Here is a 20,283-nt window from a genome sequence, read left to right as displayed (position 1 = left end):
CCCACCGCCCGGGGCGCGGACCCCGAGGAAGGCCAGACGCCGCATGATCCTGCTCCTGTCGACCTCCGACACCGACCTGCTCAGCGCCCGCGCCGCCAACGCGGCCGCCGGCCCGGTCCCGTACCGGTACGCGAATCCGGCCCGGCTCGCGCTGGACGACCTGCCCGCGCTCCTCGACGGCGCCGACCTCGTCGTCGTTCGGCTCCTCGGCGGGCTGCGCGCCTGGCAGGAGGGGATCGACCTCCTCCTCGCCCACGGCCGGCCCCTCGTCGTGCTCACCGGCGAACAGGCCCCCGACGCACAGCTGATGGAGGCGTCGACCGTCCCCATCGGGATAGCCGCCGAGGCGCACGCGTATCTGGCCCACGGTGGTCCCGCCAACCTCGACCAGCTGGCGCGGTTCCTCTCCGACACGGTCCTGCTGACCGGGCACGGCTTCGAGCCGCCCGAGCCCGCGCCGACCTGGGGCCGGGTCCACCGCCGGGTGGAGACGCTGGACGCCCTCGGGCAGCGGCCGCGGATCGGCGTGCTCTACTACCGCGCCCACCACCTCAGCGGCAACACCGCGTTCATCGACACCCTCAGCGAGGCCGTCGAGGAGGCGGGCGGCCGGGCCGTGCCGATCTTCGTCGCCTCCCTGCGCGCCCCCGAGCCCGAGTTGCTCCAGGCGCTGAGCGGCATGGACGCCATCATCACCACCGTGCTGGCCGCCGGCGGCACCCGGCCCGCCGAGGCCTCGGCGGGCGGGGACGACGAGTCGTGGGACGCGGGCGCGCTCGCCGCGCTCGACGTGCCGATCCTCCAGGCCCTCTGCCTCACCAGCAGCCGCGCCGCCTGGGAGGAGAACGACGAGGGGCTGTCGCCGCTGGACGCGGCGTCGCAGGTCGCGGTGCCGGAGTTCGACGGCCGGCTCATCACGGTCCCGTTCTCGTTCAAGGAGATCGACGAGGACGGCCTCCCGTCGTACGTCGCGGACCCCGAGCGGTCGGCGCGCGTCGCCGGGATCGCCGTCCGGCACGGGCGCCTGCGCTACATCCTGAACCAGGACAAGCGCCTCGCCCTGGTGCTCTCCGCCTACCCGACAAAGCACTCCCGGATCGGGAACGCGGTCGGGCTCGACACCCCCGCCAGCGCCGTCGCCCTCCTGCGCGAGCTGCGGGACGACGGGTACGACTTCGGCGACGAGGAGGTGCCCGGGCTGGAGTCCGGCGACGGCGACGAGCTGATCTACGCCCTCATCGAGGCCGGCGGCCACGACCAGGAGTGGCTCACCGACGAGCAGTTGGCCCGCAACCCGGTCCGGATACCCGCGGCCGACTACCGGCGCTGGTTCGGGCAGCTCCCCGCCGACCTGCGGGAAGCGGTCGAGCGGCACTGGGGCCCGGCGCCCGGCGCGATGTTCCTCGACAAGAGCCGTGTCGGCCACGGCGGCGACCCCGACGGCGACATCGTCCTCGCCGCCCTGCGGCGCGGGAACCTGCTCATCCTCATCCAGCCGCCGCGCGGCTTCGGCGAGAATCCCATCGCGATCTACCACGACCCCGACCTGCCGCCCTCGCACCACTACCTGGCCGCCTACCGGTGGATCCAGGCGTCCCAGGAGGACGGCGGGTTCGGCGCCGACGCCATGATCCACCTCGGCAAGCACGGCAACCTGGAATGGCTGCCCGGGAAGAACGCGGGGCTGTCCGCCTCCTGCGCGCCCGACGCGGCCCTCGGCGACCTCCCGCTGATCTACCCCTTCCTCGTCAACGACCCCGGCGAGGGCACGCAGGCCAAGCGCCGCGTCCACGCCACCCTCGTGGACCACCTGGTGCCGCCGATGGCGCGCGCCGAGTCGTACGGGGACATCGCGCGCCTCGAACAGCTCCTGGACGAGCACGCGTCGATCGCCGCCATGGACCCGGCCAAGCTGCCCGCGATCCGCGCCCAGATCTGGACGCTGATCCAGGCGGCCAAGCTCGACCACGACCTGGGGGTGGCGGACCGCCCCGAGGACGAGGGCTTCGACGAGTTCATCCTCCATCTCGACGGCTGGCTCTGCGAGATCAAGGACGCGCAGATCCGCGACGGCCTGCACGTCCTCGGCGGCGCGCCCACCGGACCCGCGCGCGTCAACCTGGTCCTGGCCATCCTGCGCGCCCGCCAGATCTGGGGCGGCACGTCGTCGCTCCCCGGCCTGCGCGAGGCCCTCGGCCTGGACGAGTCCGCCGCCACCCGCACCACCGCCGACGAGGCCGAGGAGCGGGCCCGCGCCCTGGTGCAGGCGATGGAGGACGCCGACTGGGACCCGGCCGCCGCGCCCCGTATCGCCGCCGGGCACGACCCGGCGGTCGCGGACATCCTCGGCTTCGCCGCCCGCGAGGTCGTCCCGCGCCTGGCCGGCACCACCGACGAGATCGACCACGTCCTGCACGCCCTGAGCGGCGGGTTCGTCCCGGCGGGACCCTCCGGGTCCCCGCTGCGCGGCCTGGTCAACGTCCTGCCGACCGGCCGCAACTTCTACTCCGTCGACCCCAAGGCCGTCCCCTCCCGCCTCGCCTGGGAGACCGGCCAGGCCCTCGCCGACTCCCTCCTGGAGCGGTACCGCGCGGACAACGGCGAGTGGCCCACCTCCGTCGGCCTCTCCCTGTGGGGTACGAGCGCGATGCGCACCTCGGGCGACGACATCGCGGAGGCGCTCGCGCTGCTCGGCGTCCGGCCCGTCTGGGACGACGCGTCCCGGCGCGTCACGGGCATCGAGGCGATACCCGCCGCCGAGCTGGGCCGCCCCCGCGTCGACGTCACCCTGCGCATCAGCGGCTTCTTCCGCGACGCCTTCCCGCACGCCATCGGGCTGCTGGACGACGCGGTCCGCCTCGCCGCCTCGCTGGACGAGCCCGCCGACGTCAACTTCATCCGCGCCCACGCCCAGGCCGACCTGGCCGAGCACGGCGACGAACGGCGCGCCACCACCCGTATCTTCGGCTCCCGGCCCGGTACGTACGGGGCGGGCATCCTCCAGCTCATCGACAGCCGCGACTGGCGCACGGACGCGGACCTCGCCGAGGTCTACACGGTCTGGGGCGGGTACGCGTACGGCCGCGACCTCGACGGCCGCCCGGCGCGCGGCGAGATGGAGACCGCGTACAAGCGCATCGCGGTGGCCGCGAAGAACACCGACACCCGCGAGCACGACATCGCGGACTCCGACGACTACTTCCAGTACCACGGCGGGATGGTGGCCACCGTGCGCGCGCTCCGGGGCACCGCCCCGGAGGCGTACATCGGCGACTCGACCCGCCCCGAGACGGTCCGCACCCGCACGCTGCTGGAGGAGACCTCGCGCGTCTTCCGCGCCCGGGTCGTCAACCCCCGCTGGATCGAGGCGATGCGGCGCCACGGCTACAAGGGCGCGTTCGAGCTGGCCGCGACCGTCGACTACCTCTTCGGGTACGACGCGACGACCGGCGTGGTCGCCGACTGGATGTACGACAAGCTGACGGAGACGTACGTCCTGGACCCGGAGAACCGGCGGTTCCTCCAGGAGGCCAACCCCTGGGCGCTGCACGGGATCGCCGAACGGCTGCTGGAGGCCGAGTCGCGCGGGATGTGGGAGAAGCCCGACCCGGCGGTGCTGGACGCGCTGCGGCAGGTGTTCCTGGAGACCGAGGGCGACCTGGAGGACAACGGCGCCGAGGACTGAGCGCCGGCGGGCGCCGGCGGGCGCCTTGTGTGCCGACGTGTGCCGGTACGGGACGTAAGTGCGGGGCGGGCGGGCCGGGTAGCTGTACGGACCAGGCGTCGTCCGCCCCGTGTTTCCCCCGCCGCCACCTACCCGTCACTGCGGAGACGGTCCGTCCGCTTAGCTTCCTCGGCGAAAGCTGTGCGATTCCTGAGGAGCTGTTGTGAACACACGCGTGCTTGGTACGCGATGGGCCGCGCCCGTCGCCGCGGCCGTGACCGCCGCCGTGGCGACGATGGTGCTCAACCCGACGCTGGGGGCGTCGGCCGCCGCTCCGCAGTCCGCGGCGAAGGCGAAGACGCCGACCGCGAAGAACGTCATCTTCATCAACGGTGACGGCATGGGCGCCTCGATGCGCGAGGCGGGGCGCCTGCACCTCGCCGGCCTGGAAGGCCAGTTGGCCATGGACCGCCTCACCGCGTCCGGCCAGCTCACCACCACCCCGCGCGACCCGAAGGCCGTGGTGACGGACTCCGCCGCGGCGGCCACCGCGTGGGCCACGGGCGAGAAGACGTACAACGGCGCGATCAGCGTCGACGTGGACGGCAACCCGCTGGCGACCCTCGGCCAGCAGGCCAAGGCGGCCGGCAAGGCCACCGGCCTGGTCACCACCGCCCAGGTCACCGACGCGTCGCCGGCGGCGTTCTTCGCCAACTCCGCCGACCGTTCGAAGCAGGACGAGATCGCCCGCCAGTACCTCGACGTCAGCAAGCCCGACGTCATCCTCGGCGGCGGCGAGGACTGGTGGCTCCCCGCCGGCACGCCGGGCGCCTTCCAGGACAAGCCCGCCGAGGACACGTCCGAGGCGAGCAAGGGCACCAAGGGCAACCTGATCCAGAAGGCCAAGAAGGCCGGCTACTCGTACGTCACCAGCGCGAAGGAGCTGGAGAAGGCCAAGAACGGCAAGATCCTCGGCCTGTTCGCCAACGAGGAGCTGTTCCAGCAGCGCCCCGAGGGCCAGGGCGACGTCTACAGCCCGGTCGTGGACCTCGGCACCATGACCAGCAAGGCGCTGGGCAGCCTGGACAAGAACAAGAAGGGCTTCTTCCTCATGGTCGAGGAGGAGGGCACCGACGAGTTCGCGCACGCCAACAACGGCGCCCGCGTCCTCCAGTCCGTGCAGCAGCTGGAGAAGGCCGTCGCGGTCGCCCGCGCCTACGTGGCGACGCACCCCGACACCCTGCTCGTCGTGACCGGCGACCACGAGACCGGCGGTCTCTCGGTCGAGGAGAACGACGCCACCGACGAGTCCGGCGACGCGATCTCCGCCGAGGACGGCCCGTTCAGCATCCGCGGCAGCGACCGTACGTTCACCATCGACTGGACGACGTCGGGCCACACCAGCGTGGACGTGCCGGTGACGGCGAGCGGCCCGCTCTCGGACCGCTTCTCGGGCAAGCACCCGAACACGTACGTGCACGACGTGCTGCGTGAGGTGCTGGCGCCGCGCCGCTGACGTACAGCTGGCGTACGCCGCACCGCTCACGTACGGGCGAGGCAGTGTGACCGCGGGCCCCGGGGAACGATTCCCGGGGCCCGCGGCCGTCGATGGCCTAGCCTGTTCCGGTGGCCCGAGTGGTGGAGTTGACGACCTATCCCGTCAAGGGATGCGCCGGTGTGGACCTGACCGAGGCGCTGATGACCGAGGCGGGCCTCGCCCACGACCGCAGCTTCATGGTGGTCGACGGGGACGGGGTGTTCCGCAGCCAGCGCCGCGACCCGCGCCTGGCCCTGATCCGGCCGGGGATCGGCGCGAACGGCGATCAACTGACGCTCGCGGTACGGGACGCGGAGGGCGCCGGGATCCCGCCCGTGGACGACCTGTGCGTCGACGTGGACCGTACGTCCCCGACCGTGGACGTCGAGATGTTCGGAACGCCCTACCGCGCCGTCGACCAGGGCGAGTCGGCCGCCCGCTGGCTCACCCACGTGCTGGGCGCGCCCAGCCGCCTCGTGCGCGTCCCGCCCGACCACACCCGGGCGACCGACGGGCTCACCCCCGGGACCTGCGGCTTCGCCGACAGCGGGGCCGTACACCTGCTGTCCCGCGCGTCGCTCGCCGCGCTCAACGCGCGCGTCGCGGAAGCGGGCGGAGCCCCGCTCGCCATGTCCCGCTTCCGCCCGAACATCGTCATCGACGACGAGCAGGGAGCCGGGGCCGGCACGGGCGGCGCCGGCGCCCCGCACCACGAGGACGGGTTCCGGCGGCTGGGCATAGGGGACACCGAGCTGGGGTTCACCAAGCTCGCCATCCGGTGCGCGGTCACCCTGGTCGACCAGCCGACCGGCGAACGCGCCGGGCCCGAGCCGCTGCGGACGCTCGCGCTGTACCGGCGGGCCACGGTGGGCGGGGTCGCGTTCGGCACCAAGTACGCGGTGCTGCGGCCCGGCAAGCTCGCCCTGGGGGACCTGGTGGACGTCCTGGAGCGGGCCGAGCCGCGGCTCTGACCACCCCGGCCCACGCCCCGCCCGGACCCCCGCTCCCCTGCTCCGGGAGAATGGCGCCGTGCCGCTGACCTCCGTCCGACCGCCGAGCGACGACCTCAGCGACCCCCCGCTCCTGCGGATCCGCTCCGCCGCACGCCTCGCGGCCCCCGCGCTCGCGCTGTTCGTGGCGATCCGCGCCCTCTGCCTCGTGACCCTCGTCGTCTGGTCCCGACTCGCCGGCCACAGCGCCCACGAACTCCTCTCGCGGCGCTGGGACTCCCTCTGGTACGTACGGGTCGCCGACCTCGGGTACGGCTACACCCTGCACGCGCCGGACGGCCGCGACCTGTCGAGCATGGCCTTCTTCCCCCTCTACCCCTGGCTGGAGAAGGCCCTCTCCGCGGTCCTGTTCGTCAGCCCGGCCGACGCGGGCCTGCTGATCAGCGCCCTGGCGTCGGTCGCCGCGGCCTGGGGCCTCTTCGCGGTCGCCGCGCACTGCTACGACCGCGGGACCGGGGTGGTCCTGGTCGGCCTGTGGGCGGCGCTGCCCGTCGGCGTCGTCCAGTCCATGGCGTACAGCGAGTCGCTGTTCGTGGCGCTCGCCGCGTGGGGGCTGTACGCGGTGCTCACCGGCCGCTGGATCGTGGCGGGTTCGCTCGCGTGCCTCGCCGGGCTGACCCGCCCGGTGGGTCTCGCGGTGAGCGCGGCGCTGATCGTCACGGCGGCACTCGGCGCGAGAGAGGCGAGGCGGACCGACCGGCCGACCGCGCCGCCCGCCTGGCGGATCCTCGCGGGCTGCGTGCTCGCGCCGCTGGGGGCGGTGGGGTACATCCTCTGGGTGGGCACCCGGCAGGGCGGCCTCTTCGGCTACCTGGACGTGCAGGCGGGGTGGGGGAACGGGTTCGACGGCGGCCTGGCGTTCGCGCGCTTCCTGGCGGACGGCCTCACCGGCACCCCGTCGGCCGCGCTCGCCGCCGTGATCCTGCTGGCCCTTCTGCTGCTGGCCGCCTGGCCACACTGGATCGGCGCCCGCCAGCTCCAGCCGCCCGCGCTCCTCGTCTACAGCGCGGTGGTCACGCTCCTGGCGGTGGGGGCGTCGGGCTACTTCGGTTCCAAGCCCCGCCTCCTGCTGCCCGCCTTCCCGCTGCTCCTGCCGTTGGCGGTGGTCCTGGCGCGCTCGCGCCCGAGGGTCACGTACCTCACGCTGACCCTGATGACGGTGGTCGCGGCGGCGTACGGTGCCTTCTGGCTGAACGGCTCGGGCCCGCCATGACCGACACTTCGGAGCGTTGATGACTGTTCGGTCCGGAAAGCCCAAGCCGTTCCTGTACGTCGTCGTCTGCGCGGCGGGCGTCGCGGGCGGGGTGGGTACGTTGATCGGCGCCGCGCACGCGCGCGGCTGGGCGGTCGGGGTGATCGCGAGCCCGCAGGGGCTCGGCTTCCTCGACGCGGACGCGGTCGTGGCGCGGACCGGTTTCCCGGTGCGCTCGGCGTGGCGGCGTCCGGGCGAACCGCGCCCGCTGCCGCCGCCGGACGCGATCGCGGTGGCGCCGGCCACGTTCAACACGGTCAACAAGTGGGCAGCGGGCGTCGCGGACACGCTGGCGCTGGGCACGTTGTGCGAGGCGTACGGGGCGGGCGTGCCGACGGCCGTACTGCCGTACCTGAACGCGGATCTGGCCGCCCACCCGGCGTACGCCCGGAGCCTGGACCGGCTGCGGGGGATGGGGGTGCTGGTCGGCGGGCCCGCGCCGCATCCCGCCGGGGCGAGCGGGGCGGAGGACGCCTTCCGCTGGGAGGAGGCGCTGGACCTGCTGGAGCCGCCGGTGTTCGGGGCGCGGGGCCCGGCCGCGGGAGAGCGGGGCTGACGCCTCCGCGCGGCCCGCGCCTCGGTGCTCGTCAGCGTTCGTGAGTGCCGTGCGCGCTCGTCAGTGCTCGTCCAGCCAGATCACGATCCCCGTCAGGTCGTTGAGCACCGCCGCGACCCCCGCCCGGATCGCCGCCGCGCAGCGCGCCGCGGTGAACGAGGCGGGGTCGTACGTCGAGGACGCCCCCAGCCCCTCGCCGCGGAACGACGCCCCCGACCAGTCGACGGCCGTGACGTTGCCGGTCGGTTCGGCCAGCTCCGCGCCGACGACGAGGAACTTCTGTGACAGGTGGTTGGCGGTGACCGTCGCGAGGGGGTCGACGAGGCCGTTGCCCGCGCTGACGATCAGGTCCGGGGCCAGGTCCATGGCCCGGGTGATGCTCGGTATGTAGTCGGACGGGTGGTCGGCGACCACGGTCCTGAGGTCGGCGTCCTCGTCCCCGGCCCACTCCTGAACCGCCTTCACCAGGGCCTTGGTCGGCCGGTCGTCCCCCGTGGTGAGCAGCACCACCCGGTAGTGCTTCGAGGGGTGGACGCCGTTCCACGAGCCGGGCCGCGGAGTGACGGTCGCCTCCGGGGCGGGCGGCGCGGCGACGAAGTCCCGGCCGAGCGTCCCGAGGGCCGTGGGTGCGGGGTGCGGCCGCGACCAACTGTCCCCGGAGTCGCATCCGGTGGCCAGTACGGCGGTCGCGGCGGTCGCCGCCAGGCCGGCGGCAAGGGCCCGAAGGTGGGGGCGCAAGGGGATCGTCCTCCGAGTGGTGGCGGATGGTGCGCCTCCATCCTGCGGTCCGAATCGCTGTCCCCTTCCTCCCCAGGTGTCGTTCTCACGCATGTTTTTCCACGGTTCGCCGACGGGCCGGTTCGTGTTCACCCCCGGCATGGAGCGTGCACACGCAACCTGAAGGAGTCACATGTCACGACGGGTGCGCCGCACCATCATCGGGATCACCGCGGCGCTGATCGCATTCCTGGGCACGGCTCAACCGGCCTCCGCCCACGGCTTCTCGTCGACCGTGTACGTCGGTGTCGCCGCGGGCGACGACGGTCACATACGCACGACGCTCAAGCTCGAGTACGACCTCTTCGTCGTCTCCACCGCCGACTTCGAGCACGACGACTCCCTCTTCCGTACGGGCACGGCGGCGTTCGACGCCGGTGACACCGCCGCACAGGCCGCGGCGCTCAACGCCCACGCGAAGTCGGCGGTCGCGTACGTCACCCGGCGCTTCTCCGTCACCTCGGCGGGCCACGCGTGCACGCCGAGCCGGGTCGGGCCCTTCACGATGAGCCGGCACGAGGGCGCGCCGTACACCGATCTGCTGCTCGACTGGACCTGCCAGGAGCGGGGCGACGCGCACGAGGTGCGTGCCGGGCTGTTCCCCGACTCCGAGTCGTACGTCACCGGGACGAAGACGATCGTCACGTACGACCTCGACGGCCGCTCGGGCAGCGCCGCGCTCGACGCCGCGCACCCGTCCTTCTCGACGGCGCAGGCCTGGTACGAGCGGTTCTGGGAGTTCTTCCGCCTCGGCGCCGAGCACCTGCTGACCGGCATCGACCACATCCTGTTCCTGCTGGCGCTCATCGCCGGGTCGCGGCGGCTGCGGGAGATCGTGCTCGCGGCGACCAGTTTCACCCTGGCGCACTCGGTGACGTTCCTGCTCGCCGCGCTCGGTCTGGTCGACGTGCCCGCGCGGGTCGTGGAGCCCGTCATCGCGCTGTCGATCGCCGTGGTCGCGGGCTGGTACCTGTGGCGGATCTGGCGGCAGGGCGGGCACGCCGCCGACCTGGAGACGGAGGGGCGCGGTCACTTCAGCCTGGACCGGGCGGGGTGGACCCGCCTGGGGGTGGTGTTCTGCTTCGGCCTGGTGCACGGGCTGGGGTTCGCGGGCGCGCTGGGCATCGACGAGGCGTGGTCGTGGACGCTGCTGTGGTCGCTGCTGGTGTTCAACGTCGGCATCGAGGTCGTCCAGCTGACCCTCATCGCCGCCGTCTTCCCCCTGCTGACCCTGCTGCGCCACCGGGCGCCGAGGGCGGGGCTGTGGGTGACCGGGGCGGTCTCGGCGGGGGTGTCCGCGATGGGCCTGATCTGGTGCGTGGAGCGGGTGTTGGGGGTCTGAGGCCTGGGCGGGGCGGGGTTCCCGTACGGCCGGAACCGGCAGCGAGCCGGCCGGGAGCTGGCAGTGGGCTGGCAGTGGGCTGTCAGGGAACTGTGCGGACGAGCGGCGAAGTTCAGCCAATTCCACCATCCCATTCTCGGCCGGTTCATCCGGTGCGGCGACCTTAACAACGTCATTACATGCACCCCCCCGTGCACATAAAGGAACACATAACCGATGAAATTGAGCACCTCGACACAGGCCTCCGGGCTTGTGCGGCGCCGCGTGGCCACCGGGGTCACCGCGGCGGTCCTGGGCTTGACCGTCGCTCTCGGCAGCGGGATGGCGTCCCCTGTCGCCGCCGCCGAGCCGGCCACGCTCTCCGGCATCATCCTCGGCGTGGGCGCGAACGAGACCCAGCGCACCGTGACGTGGTACTCCTCCGCCGACACCGCGCAGAAGCTCCAGGTCGCCCCGACCGCGGAGCTCGTCAACGGCGAGTTCCCCGCCGGCGCGGCCACCTTCGACGCGACCGGCGCGGCGAACATCGCCACCAGCGGCGGGTTCAACCGGCACGCGACGATCACCAGCCTGAAGGAGGACACGGCGTACACGTACCGTGTCGGCACCGAGGGCAACTGGTCGGCGGCGTACTCCTTCAAGACGCAGGACTTCGAAGGCGACTACGACTTCCTGTTCTTCGGCGACCCGCAGATCGGCTCCTCCGGCGACCTGGCGCAGGACCAGGCAGGCTGGCAGGACACCGTGGACGTCGCCACGGCGGCGAACCCGAACGCCGAACTCCTGGTGTCGGGCGGTGACCAGGTCGAGACCGCGAACAACGAGTCCCAGTGGAACTCCTTCCTGGCGCCCGACAAGCTCCGCTCCTACCCGTGGGCCGCCACCATCGGCAACCACGACGTCGGCGGCAAGGCGTACGAGCAGCACTTCTCGACGCCGAACACGGACCGCTCGGCCCCGTACTACTCCAACGGGAACCCGGCGTCCAACACGTCCGGCGGTGACTACTGGTACATCTACAAGGATGTGCTGTTCATCGACCTCAACAGCAACAGCTACGCCACCTCGCAGGGCGGCGGCGGTGACGCGGCGCACCTCGCGTACGTCACCGACATCATCAACAAGCACGGTTCCGAGGCGAAGTGGAAGGTGCTCACGTACCACCACTCGATCTACTCGCCGGCCGACCACGCCAAGGACAGCGACAACAAGACGCGGCGTGTCGACTTCCCGACCACGTTCTCCAAGCTCGGCGTGGACCTGGTGCTCCAGGGTCACGACCACAGCTACTCCCGCAGCTACCTGATCAAGAACGGTGAGAAGGCGGACCCGGCCGAGAAGCCCGGCGCCGCCGACGTGTACCCCGGTCCCGGCGGTGTCCTGTACGTCACGGGCAACTCGGCCTCGGGCTCGAAGTACTACGACATCACGCAGCCGGACAGCAGCGGGACGAGCGGGGCCGGCAACGGCGCCGACCCGCTGAACCCGGACAGCTACTGGTACAACTCGGTCCAGAACCAGGAGCACGTCCGCACCTACGTCAAGGTGCAGGTGCGCAACGACAAGCTCGTCGTCGAGAACGTCCGCAGCGGCACGTGCGCGGCGCCGAACTCGGCGGTCACGCGCGGCTCCTGGTGCAACAACACGGACGCCGCCCAGCCCGTCGGCTCGCTGGTCGACAAGGTCAGCGTGCACCCGTACCACGGCGACAGCCAGTCGCTCCAGGTCAACGTGCCGAAGGCCGCACCCGGTGAGTTCGGCTGGACGATCGACGGTTACAACGGCCTGGTGGACCTCGGCACCGCGCAGGAGCGCAACGGCGACCACTTCGAGGCGGCCGGCAAGATCAACCCGCTGCTCGTCTCGGACAGCCGCCGCTCGCTCGCGCCCTGGTCGGTGTCGGCCAGCGTGAGTGACTTCAAGGACGCCGACAAGACGTTCTCCGGCGCGAACCTCGGTTGGACGCCGCAGGTCCTCGACGGCGGTGCCGGCGCCAAGGCCAGCGACCCGGTGGCTTCCGGGTACGACGACCACGGCAAGGGCCTGTCCGTCGCGCGCGGCCTCGGCTCGGCGGCGCAGGGCCACCCGCGGGGTACGGCGAGGCTGGGCGCCGACCTCGACCTGAAGATCCCGGACAGCGTCGAGAAGGGTGGCTACCGGGCCACGCTGACGATCACCGCGCTGAGCAGCTGACCGGACCCGTTCCAAGGGGTGGGGCAGGCGCGCTCCGGCGCCTGCCCCGCCTCCCGTTCCTGGAGAACCTCACGATGCACGCGCCCGTTGTCCGTACCGCGACCCGTATCCGCACCTCCGCCGCCCTGCTCACGGGCCTCGTCCTCACCGCGCTCGTCCTCGCCGTCCTGCCCGCGGGCTCCGCGACGGCGGCCGACGGCGACGTGACCTGGACGGTCAGGACGGCCGCGAACAGCTACGGCGACGACCGGTCCAGCTTCAGCTACGCCGTCAACCCGGGCGGACAGCTCAAGGACGCCATGGTCGTGGCCAACCACGGAAAGTCCCCCCTCACGCTCACGGTCTACGCGGCCGACGGGTTCACCACGGACACCGGCCAACTCGACCTGCTGACCCGGGACAAGAAGTCGGTCGGCGTCGGCGCCTGGGTGCACGCGGCCCGCGCCACCGTCACCGTCCCGCCCGGCAAGTCGGCCCAACTCCCCTTCACGGCCTCGATTCCCGAGAACGCCCCGCCCGGCGACTACGTGGGCGGCATCCTCACCTCCCTCAAGCAGCCGGACGATGCCGAGGGCATCAACGTCGACCGACGCCTGGGAATCCGCGTCAAGCTCAGGGTCGGTGGCACGCTCAAGCCTCAACTCGCGGTCGAGAAGCTCCACCTGGACCACACCACCCCGGCCAACCCCTTCACCCGGGGCGACGCGACCGTCACGTACACGATCCACAACACGGGCAACGCGATCCTGTCGGCCCGTCAGGCGGTTTCCATCGCGGGCCCGTTCGGCTGGTTCCGTACGGACGCCGCACGGATCGCCGCCCCGCCGCAACTGCTCCCGGGCGAGACCTGGAAGGTCGAGGTCCCGGTGCGTGACGTGCCCTCGGCGGTCCGCCTGACCGCGACGGTGACCCTGACCCCCGTACTCACCGACGAGTCGGGCTCCACCAGCACCCTGAAGCCGACCCACGCCACCACCCGGGCCTGGGCGGTCCCCTGGCCCCTCCTGCTGCTGGCGGTGGCCCTGATCGCCCTCGCCGCGGTCGCGTTCCGCCAGTCCCGCCGCACCCGCGCCCGCCGCAGGGCCCGCGAGGACGCGCGCGTACGGGAAGCGGTGGACCAGGCACTGCGGGACCAGCACACCCCGACGGCGTGAGACGGCGGGACGCGCGGGGTTGGGGAGATGTTCACCCGATGACGGCTCCCCGTTTCCGGGCGCGACCGTATCGTGCCCTGATGCACAACCCAGGGCTGCTGCCGACCACCCCTCCCGTCCCCGCGCCGGTCACCACCCCCGCCGTTCCGCGGGTGCGTGAACACCGGTACGACATCGACCTGATCCGCGTCCTGGCCTCGGTCGGCGTCATCGTGTGCCACGCCGCCGGGGAGCTCATGACGGCGGTGGGCCGGTCCCCGGCAGGCGGTTCCCCCGTCTACTGGACGGCGGTGGTGGCCGACGGGCTCAGCCGCTGCGCCGTCCCCCTGTTCTTCGCGATGGCCGGCTGGGTGGTCCTCTCGGGGGCGCCGCCCCGCGACGGCGCCCAGGTCCGCACCCGCCTGACGCGCATCCTGGTGCCGATGGCCGTGTGGACGGCCGCGTACCTGCTGTGGGGCTGGGTGCGGGACACCAACCCCGACCCCACCCGGTCGCTGGCGCTCGACGCGCTCTTCGGGACGGTACGGCCCGCCTTCCACCTCTGGTACCTGTACACGTACGCGCCGGTGATCCTGCTCCTGTCGACCGTGGTGCTCATCAGGGCGGGCAAGCGGCCCTGGGGCCCTGGCGTCGCGCTGCTGGCCCTCGCGCTCGCGCCGACCCTGCGCACCGACGCGAACAAGCTCCTCGACCTCCAACTGCCCTCCTTCACCTGGACCTTCACCCTCTACCAGGTGGTGTACGCGGTCGCCGGGGCGCTGCTGCTCACCGTGCCGCGCTCCGTGACGACCGGCCGCCGGCGCCGCCTGCTCTGGCTCGCAGCCGCCGGCTGCGCCTGGGCCGCCGTCGTCGCCGAGGAGCACTACGTCCACTTCCCGTCGCCGTACGCGAGCCCCTTCGTGGCGCTCCTCGTCGGCGCCCTGCTGATGGCCTTCAACGGGCTCACCGTGCCCGAGCGGCTGCGGCCCCTCCTGACCCGGCTCGGCGGCGCGGCCTTCGGCGCGTACCTCGTCCACCTGTTCTTCCTCCAGGCCCTCGCCCCGCACCTGGTCACGGCCCGCGCGGGATGGCTGCACGCCCCGGCCCTGCTCGCCGCGCTGACGGTGGCGACCGTCGGCCTGTCCTTCGTGGCCAGCCTCCTGTGGGAGCGGCTGCGGCTGCGCCGCTGGCTGGGCTGAGGGCGCGGCCGGACCCGGCTATGTACGACGAGAGTTCGATCGACGCACCCCTCCCGTTCACCTTCGCGAAGGATGCTTGTCCTTTGTTGATCTCGTACGTGGCGCTCCTTCCTCACCGGAAGCCGGAGGGCCGGTTTTCCATGTGTAGCCTCAACCTCGTCTGGACCTAAGTTGCCCAAACTGTCGGTAATCGTGCCCTTTCGGAATATTCAGGCATACGCGCACGACATGCTGCGCTCTCTCGCCAACAACGCGGGGCCGGATACCGAGTTCATCCTCGTCGACGACTGCTCGACGGACGGAACACCGGAGATCCTCGACCAGTGGAAGCAGCGGCTTCCCCGCATGACGGTGATCCGGCAGGAGAAGAACAAGGGCGTGGCGCAGGCGCGCAACGCCGGGCTGGACGCCTCCGACGGGACGTACGTGACGTTCCTGGACGGTGACGACTGGTACGAGCGGGGCTACCTCGACGAGCTGGTCGCGAGCATCGAGCGGCTGGGCTGCGACTTCGTCCGCATCGGCCACATCGAGGTGACCGGGAAGGAGCGCGTCGTGCGGCGCCCCCCGGCCAAGGCCTGGGACACCGTGCTGCGCCCGCGCGACGGGATCGCGCCCGCCCACGAGAGAACCATGGTCGACTACCCCTTCGTGTGGGCCGGGATCTACCACCGCAGGCTCTTCGAGAACGGCGCCATGCGCTACAGCACCAGCCTGCGCACCGCGGAGGACCGCGAGTGGGTCTGGCGCCTGCACCTGACGGCCGAGTCCTTCGCGGTGACCCGTCCGCTCGGCGTCTTCTACCGGCGCGGCGTCACCACCTCGCTGACCCAGATCAGCGACGGACGCCAGCTGGACTTCATACCCGCGCACGACGCGATCCTCGACGACGTCCTGGTCGACCGCGAGGCCGAGCGCTTCCTGCCCAAGATCGTGCGGACGTACTGCGCGATGATCGCCTTCCACATGGCCAACGTGCACCGCTACGACCCGTCGACCGCACGGGAGTTGAAGCGCAGCTCGGTGGCGGCCCTCGGCCGGATGCCTCCGGCGATCCTGGCCCGCACCCTCTCGGAAATGGACATTCCGCGCTCCGCCGTGCTCCGGCGGCTGCGCTCCGACGCGGGGAAGGCGGCGTAACCATGGACGAGCGAGCCCAGATCTTCGAGGTCTCCACCCTCTACGGCGCCGCGACACTCGCCGCCGCCCTGGACGCGGGGCTCTTCGGACCCCGTACCGGCACCCGCCGGATCCTGCTGGTCAGCAACAACGCCGAGGTCCCCGAGACCGCCCTCCAGCTCTCCGAGATGTACGGGTACGAGCGCATCCTCACGCGCTTCGACGAGGTCGTCTCCTGGAACGCGCTGATATACCCGCACCACCCCGGCGCGTGGGCGCCGCGCGACAGCGAGAGCGTGATCTGGCAGCGCCTGTTCCGGCGCGCCCTCGGGATCGGTGACGTCCCCGTCGAGCTGGCGGTGGAGTCGATCCAGGTCAGCCCGGCGCGGGCGCTCGCCACGATCTTCGCGGAGAGCGCCGTCCACGTGTACGCGGACGGCCTGATGAGCTACGGCCCCACCCGCGAACGGCTGCCGGGCTCGATCGGCAACCGCGTCCAGCGCGTCCTGCACCTCGACCTGATCCCCGGACTGCGGCCGCTGCTGCTGTCGGAGACCGGCGCGCAGCCCGAACTCGTCCCCGACGAGGCGTTCGTGGCCGTCCTCAAGGAGATCGCCGTCGAGGCCGCGGACGACCCGCGGCTCACCGCGCTCGCCGCGGACCCGCCCACCGCGGTGCTCCTCGGCCAGTACCTCGCCGCGCTCAACATCCTGACCCTGGAGGAGGAGGAGCAGCTCCACGTCACCATGCTGCGGGGCGCGATCGCCGCGGGACACCGCTCGGTCGTCTTCAAGCCCCACCCCACGGCCCCGGCCGGGTACTCCCGGGTCCTGCACGAGGTGGCGGAGGCCAAGGGGGTACGGCTGCACGTCCTCGACGGCCCGCTCCTGGCCGAGACCCTGTACGAGACCTGCCGGCCGACCCTCGTCGTGGGCTGCTTCTCGACGGCGATGCTCACCGCGAGCGCCTACTTCGGCGTGGACGTGGCGCGAACCGGAACCCGCCTGGTGCTCGACCGGCTGACGCCGTACCAGAACAGCAACCGCGTCCCGCTCACCATCGTCGACCACCTGGTCCCCGACGTCACCGCGCCCGGCGCCGCGTGGGGGTCGACAGGGGAACTCGCCGCGCTCGTACGGGCCGTGGGCTTCTGCATGCAGTCGAAGCTGTACCCCGACCTGCGCGAGGAGACCGTCGCCTGGCTGCGGGCCCACCTCGGCCCGGACACCAAGCACTACTTCCGCCGCCGCCGGCTCACCTCGCTCGGCCTCCCGGGCGGCGAACCCCGCAACCCCTCCGAACGCCTGCGCGCCAACCCCACGGTGCGCCGCGTGGTCCGCGCCACCCGCCGCCGCCTGGGCGCCCAGCGACCGGGGGCGTGAGGGTCACAGCCTGGACGACGGCGTCAGAGCACCGACGCCGAGGCCGGCCCGGCGACCACGCCGGCCGGCCGGGAGACCTGGTGTGCGCCCGGGGCCCGGCGAATGCCGCTCAGGGCCACACCAGGCAATACGGCTGATGCCCCGCCTCGTGGAGGCGGTGGCTGAAGTCCTGCCATTCGTGCAGTAGTTGGTAGACGTTGAACGCGTCGCGCGGGCCGCCGCGGTCCGGGACCGTGGACCAGATGAAAGCCGCCGCGCCCACCGATTCCTCGCCGATGTCGCGGAGCGGGTCCACGACCGTCATGGGGAGTTTCACCACCGCGTAGTCGGGGTGAAGGACGACCAGTTCCAGCGGGGGCACCTTGTTCAGGGGCATGCCCTGTATGCCCGTGAGGACCATCGCGGCTATCGTCTCCGGCTTGACCTTCGAGAACATTCCGCCCATGCCGAGTTCATCGCCGCCCAATTCCTCGGGGCGCATGGAAATCGGGACACGGGCGGCCGTGGCTCCGTCGGGCGCGCCGAAATATTTGTAGGTCACCCCCACCCGACCACCACTCCTGCTTTCCGGAATCTGCTCGCGCGCCTCGCGCTCACGTCGCCGGTGCTTACCACGCCGGGCAGGCTCCGGACCGAGATCGTCGGTTCCCTCGCCCAGTCCGCCACCGCGATGCATATCTCCACCCGACCACTCGCAGCCCCGGCCGCGCAACCCGATCATCGTGACAGTGACCTCCCCCACGCGCGTGCGGCGAAACACCTGACCGCAAGAACGTCCGAGCCCCTGACACCGTGGATTGCGAGAGCTTCCCGCATGACGCCCCGCTTTCGTGCGGTTTGGGCACGATCCGGGCGTCTACCCGTCCTCACCGCAGGTGGGGCACCCGGGGCACGGCGACGCCGTGGTCCGGATAGCCGCAGGATATACCCGGCAGTCAAAGCGTAAATCCGACAAATCGGAGTACAGGTGGAGCCAGGTGTCCGGCGCCGGCGTCACGGCCCGGGGCCCCGCCCGATCACGGCGCTGCCCTACGCTGGGGAGGCCCCTCCGCCCACCTCCCACGAGGATCCGCAGGTCATGAGCCAACCGCCTTATCCGTACGACGCCCCGGTATCGCAGACGCTGTTCGACCGCGCGGCCCTCGTGACGCCCGGCGGCGTCAATTCTCCCGTCCGGGCCTTCCGTGCCGTGGGCGGCACGCCCCGGTTCATGGTGTCCGGCACCGGTCCCTACCTGACCGACGCGGACGGCCGCGAATACGTCGACCTCGTGTGTTCCTGGGGGCCGATGATCCTCGGTCACGCCCGCCCCGAGGTCATCGAGGCGGTCCAGGCCGCCGTCGCCCGCGGCACGTCCTTCGGTACGCCGGGGGAGGGCGAGGTCGCGCTCGCCGAGGAGATCGTCGGCCGGGTCGCGCCCGTCGAGCAGGTCAGGCTCGTGTCGTCGGGGACCGAGGCCACCATGTCCGCGATCCGCCTCGCCCGCGGCTTCACCGGGCGCGCGAAGATCGTGAAGTTCGCCGGCTGCTACCACGGGCACGTGGACGCGCTGCTCGCCGCCGCCGGGTCGGGGGTCGCCACGCTCGGGCTGCCGGACACCCCCGGGGTCACCGGCGCGCAGGCGGGCGACACGATCGTCCTGCCGTACAACGACCTCGAAGCGGTACGCCGGGCCTTCGCCGCGCACCCCGGGCAGATCGCCTGCGTGATCACCGAGGCCTCGCCCGGCAACATGGGCGTCGTCCCGCCGCTCCCCGGCTTCAACGCCGGGCTCAAGGAGATCTGCGCGGCCGACGGCGCCCTCTACATCTCCGACGAGGTGATGACCGGGTTCCGTACGTCCAAGGCCGGGTGGTACGGCATCGACGGCGTCGCCCCCGACCTGATGACCTTCGGCAAGGTCATGGGCGGCGGCTTCCCGGCCGCCGCGTTCGGCGGTCGCGCCGACATCATGGGCCACCTCGCCCCCGTGGGCCCCGTCTACCAGGCGGGCACGCTCTCCGGGAACCCCGTCGCCACCGCCGCCGGACTCGCGCAGCTGCGGCTGCTGGACGACGCGGCGTACGACACCGTCGACCGGGTCTCCGCCGAGATCCAGGGCCTGGTCGCCGACGCGCTCAACAAGGAGGGCGTCGCCCACCGGGTGCAGAACGCGAGCAACATGTTCTCCGTCTTCTTCACCGACGACGAGGGCCACGGCATCCACGACTACGACGCCGCCAAGCGGCAGCAGTCCTTCCGCTTCACCCCCTTCTTCCACTCGATGCTCGCCGACGGCGTCTACCTGCCCCCGTCGTCCTTCGAGTCCTGGTTCGTGTCCACCGCCCACGACGACCGCGCGATCGAGCGTGTCGCCGCCGCCCTGCCCGCCGCGGCCCGCGCCGCCGCCGAAGCCACCGATCCGGAGAACGCCGCATGAGCGACCGCAGCGAACTGACCGTCGTCCACCTCATGCGGCACGGCGAGGTCCACAACCCTGACGGCGTGCTCTACGGCCGCCGCGACGGCTTCCACCTCTCCGAGCTGGGCCGGCAGATGGCCGACCGGGTCGCCGAGCACCTCGCCACCCGGGACATCACCCACGTCGTGGCGTCCCCGCTGGAGCGCGCCCAGGAAACCGCGGCCCCGGTCGCCAAGAGCCACGGCCTGACCCTCGACACCGACGACCGGCTGATCGAGGCGGCGAATGTCTTCGAGGGCAAGACGTTCGGCGTCGGCGACGGGGCGCTGCGCCAGCCCGCCAACTGGAAGTACCTCACCAACCCGTTCCGGCCGTCCTGGGGCGAGCCGTACGTCGACCAGGTCGTCCGGATGATGGGCGCCCTCACGGCGGCGCGCGACGCGGCCCGGGGGCACGAGGCGGTCTGTGTCAGCCACCAGCTGCCCATCTGGATCGTCCGGAGCTTCGTCGAGCGCCGCAGGCTGTGGCACGACCCGCGCCGCAGGCAGTGCACCCTCGCCTCGCTGACCAGCTTCACCTTCCAGGGCGACCGGATCGTCTCGGTCGGCTACTCCGAGCCGGCCCGCGACCTGGTCCCGGCCCACCTCCTGGCCGGCGCCAAGCCGGTCAAGGGCGCGTCCAAGGCCTTCGGCGCCTAGGACTCGTCCTGCGTCTGCTT

At 72.2% G+C, this 20,283-nt stretch carries 15 protein-coding genes; 13 read left to right on the top strand and 2 right to left on the bottom strand.

What is annotated here, in order from left to right:
- Positions 1-43 precede the first annotated feature (43 nt).
- The 5 genes from cobN (at position 44) to HA039_RS14165 (ending at position 8,019) form a co-directional block, all read left to right on the top strand.
- Entirely contained in the window at positions 44-3,685 is a 3,642-nt protein-coding gene (cobN, locus tag HA039_RS14185) for a cobaltochelatase subunit CobN (RefSeq protein ID WP_167028991.1), read from the top strand.
- Between the two features lie 202 nt (positions 3,686-3,887).
- Complete coding sequence (locus HA039_RS14180) at positions 3,888-5,180, top strand: alkaline phosphatase (RefSeq protein ID WP_243869416.1); 1,293 nt, start codon at positions 3,888-3,890, stop codon at positions 5,178-5,180.
- Positions 5,181-5,290: 110 nt separating this feature from the next.
- Positions 5,291-6,172 carry an MOSC domain-containing protein gene (locus tag HA039_RS14175; protein ID WP_167028988.1) on the top strand — a complete coding sequence of 294 codons (882 nt, stop codon included), beginning with the start codon at positions 5,291-5,293 and terminating at the stop codon, positions 6,170-6,172.
- Between the two features lie 112 nt (positions 6,173-6,284).
- On the top strand, positions 6,285-7,424 hold the full coding sequence (locus HA039_RS14170) for a hypothetical protein (protein WP_167036742.1): 1,140 nt from the start codon (positions 6,285-6,287) through the stop codon (positions 7,422-7,424).
- Positions 7,425-7,443: 19 nt separating this feature from the next.
- Positions 7,444-8,019 carry a flavoprotein gene (locus tag HA039_RS14165; RefSeq protein WP_167028985.1) on the top strand — a complete coding sequence of 192 codons (576 nt, stop codon included), beginning with the start codon at positions 7,444-7,446 and terminating at the stop codon, positions 8,017-8,019.
- A gap of 60 nt (positions 8,020-8,079) precedes the next feature.
- Here the strand turns inward: HA039_RS14165 and HA039_RS14160 are convergent, their stop codons facing one another.
- On the bottom strand, positions 8,080-8,757 hold the full coding sequence (locus HA039_RS14160) for a type 1 periplasmic-binding domain-containing protein (RefSeq protein WP_167028982.1): 678 nt from the start codon (positions 8,755-8,757) through the stop codon (positions 8,080-8,082).
- 172 nt (positions 8,758-8,929) lie between these two features.
- Between HA039_RS14160 and HA039_RS14155 the strand changes: the two genes are divergently transcribed.
- The 6 genes from HA039_RS14155 (at position 8,930) to HA039_RS14130 (ending at position 17,164) form a co-directional block, all read left to right on the top strand.
- Positions 8,930-10,138: a HupE/UreJ family protein gene (locus tag HA039_RS14155; RefSeq protein ID WP_167028979.1), complete on the top strand. Its 1,209-nt coding sequence runs from the start codon at positions 8,930-8,932 to the stop codon at positions 10,136-10,138.
- 216 nt (positions 10,139-10,354) lie between these two features.
- Positions 10,355-12,331, top strand: coding sequence for a purple acid phosphatase family protein (locus HA039_RS14150; protein ID WP_167028976.1), 1,977 nt, complete (start codon positions 10,355-10,357; stop codon positions 12,329-12,331).
- A gap of 74 nt (positions 12,332-12,405) precedes the next feature.
- Positions 12,406-13,485, top strand: coding sequence for a WxL protein peptidoglycan domain-containing protein (locus HA039_RS14145; RefSeq protein WP_167028973.1), 1,080 nt, complete (start codon positions 12,406-12,408; stop codon positions 13,483-13,485).
- Positions 13,486-13,565: 80 nt separating this feature from the next.
- Positions 13,566-14,663 (top strand): acyltransferase, encoded by a 1,098-nt coding sequence (locus HA039_RS14140; protein WP_167028970.1) that lies wholly within the window; start codon positions 13,566-13,568, stop codon positions 14,661-14,663.
- A 171-nt stretch (positions 14,664-14,834) separates the two neighbouring features.
- Positions 14,835-15,803, top strand: a complete 969-nt coding sequence (locus HA039_RS14135; protein WP_167028967.1) for a glycosyltransferase family 2 protein — start codon at positions 14,835-14,837, stop codon at positions 15,801-15,803.
- A gap of 2 nt (positions 15,804-15,805) precedes the next feature.
- Positions 15,806-17,164: a polysialyltransferase family glycosyltransferase gene (locus HA039_RS14130; protein WP_167028964.1), complete on the top strand. Its 1,359-nt coding sequence runs from the start codon at positions 15,806-15,808 to the stop codon at positions 17,162-17,164.
- 109 nt (positions 17,165-17,273) lie between these two features.
- Here the strand turns inward: HA039_RS14130 and HA039_RS14125 are convergent, their stop codons facing one another.
- Positions 17,274-17,840, bottom strand: a complete 567-nt coding sequence (locus tag HA039_RS14125) for a hypothetical protein (RefSeq protein ID WP_161308980.1) — start codon at positions 17,838-17,840, stop codon at positions 17,274-17,276.
- Positions 17,841-18,242: 402 nt separating this feature from the next.
- Between HA039_RS14125 and hemL the strand changes: the two genes are divergently transcribed.
- Together hemL and HA039_RS14115 are read left to right on the top strand one after the other, a co-directional pair.
- Positions 18,243-19,583 carry a glutamate-1-semialdehyde 2,1-aminomutase gene (gene hemL, locus HA039_RS14120; protein ID WP_167028961.1) on the top strand — a complete coding sequence of 447 codons (1,341 nt, stop codon included), beginning with the start codon at positions 18,243-18,245 and terminating at the stop codon, positions 19,581-19,583.
- The gene (locus tag HA039_RS14115; RefSeq protein WP_167028958.1) at positions 19,580-20,263 is read left to right on the top strand and encodes a histidine phosphatase family protein; all 684 of its coding nucleotides are present in this window, start codon (positions 19,580-19,582) and stop codon (positions 20,261-20,263) included. The genes hemL and HA039_RS14115 overlap by 4 nt, the downstream gene beginning before the upstream one ends.
- Positions 20,264-20,283: the final 20 nt, after the last annotated feature.

Origin of the sequence: Streptomyces liangshanensis, from assembly GCF_011694815.1 — a bacterium.
GTDB classification, from domain to species: domain Bacteria; phylum Actinomycetota; class Actinomycetes; order Streptomycetales; family Streptomycetaceae; genus Streptomyces; species Streptomyces liangshanensis.
This window is presented reverse-complemented; position numbering and strand designations above follow the sequence as displayed.

Bases quoted from the DNA above. Each gene is read 5' to 3' on its own strand.
- HA039_RS14115 (WP_167028958.1), top strand. From the start codon at position 19,580: ATGAGCGACCGCAGCGAACTGACCGTCGTCCACCTCATGCGGCACGGC.
- HA039_RS14130 (WP_167028964.1), top strand. From the start codon at position 15,806: ATGGACGAGCGAGCCCAGATCTTCGAGGTCTCCACCCTCTACGGCGCC.
- hemL (WP_167028961.1), top strand. From the start codon at position 18,243: ATGAGCCAACCGCCTTATCCGTACGACGCCCCGGTATCGCAGACGCTG.
- HA039_RS14165 (WP_167028985.1), top strand. From the start codon at position 7,444: ATGACTGTTCGGTCCGGAAAGCCCAAGCCGTTCCTGTACGTCGTCGTC.
- cobN (WP_167028991.1), top strand. From the start codon at position 44: ATGATCCTGCTCCTGTCGACCTCCGACACCGACCTGCTCAGCGCCCGC.
- HA039_RS14125 (WP_161308980.1), bottom strand. From the start codon at position 17,840: ATGCATCGCGGTGGCGGACTGGGCGAGGGAACCGACGATCTCGGTCCG.
- HA039_RS14150 (WP_167028976.1), top strand. From the start codon at position 10,355: ATGAAATTGAGCACCTCGACACAGGCCTCCGGGCTTGTGCGGCGCCGC.
- HA039_RS14140 (WP_167028970.1), top strand. From the start codon at position 13,566: ATGCACAACCCAGGGCTGCTGCCGACCACCCCTCCCGTCCCCGCGCCG.
- HA039_RS14145 (WP_167028973.1), top strand. From the start codon at position 12,406: ATGCACGCGCCCGTTGTCCGTACCGCGACCCGTATCCGCACCTCCGCC.
- HA039_RS14155 (WP_167028979.1), top strand. From the start codon at position 8,930: ATGTCACGACGGGTGCGCCGCACCATCATCGGGATCACCGCGGCGCTG.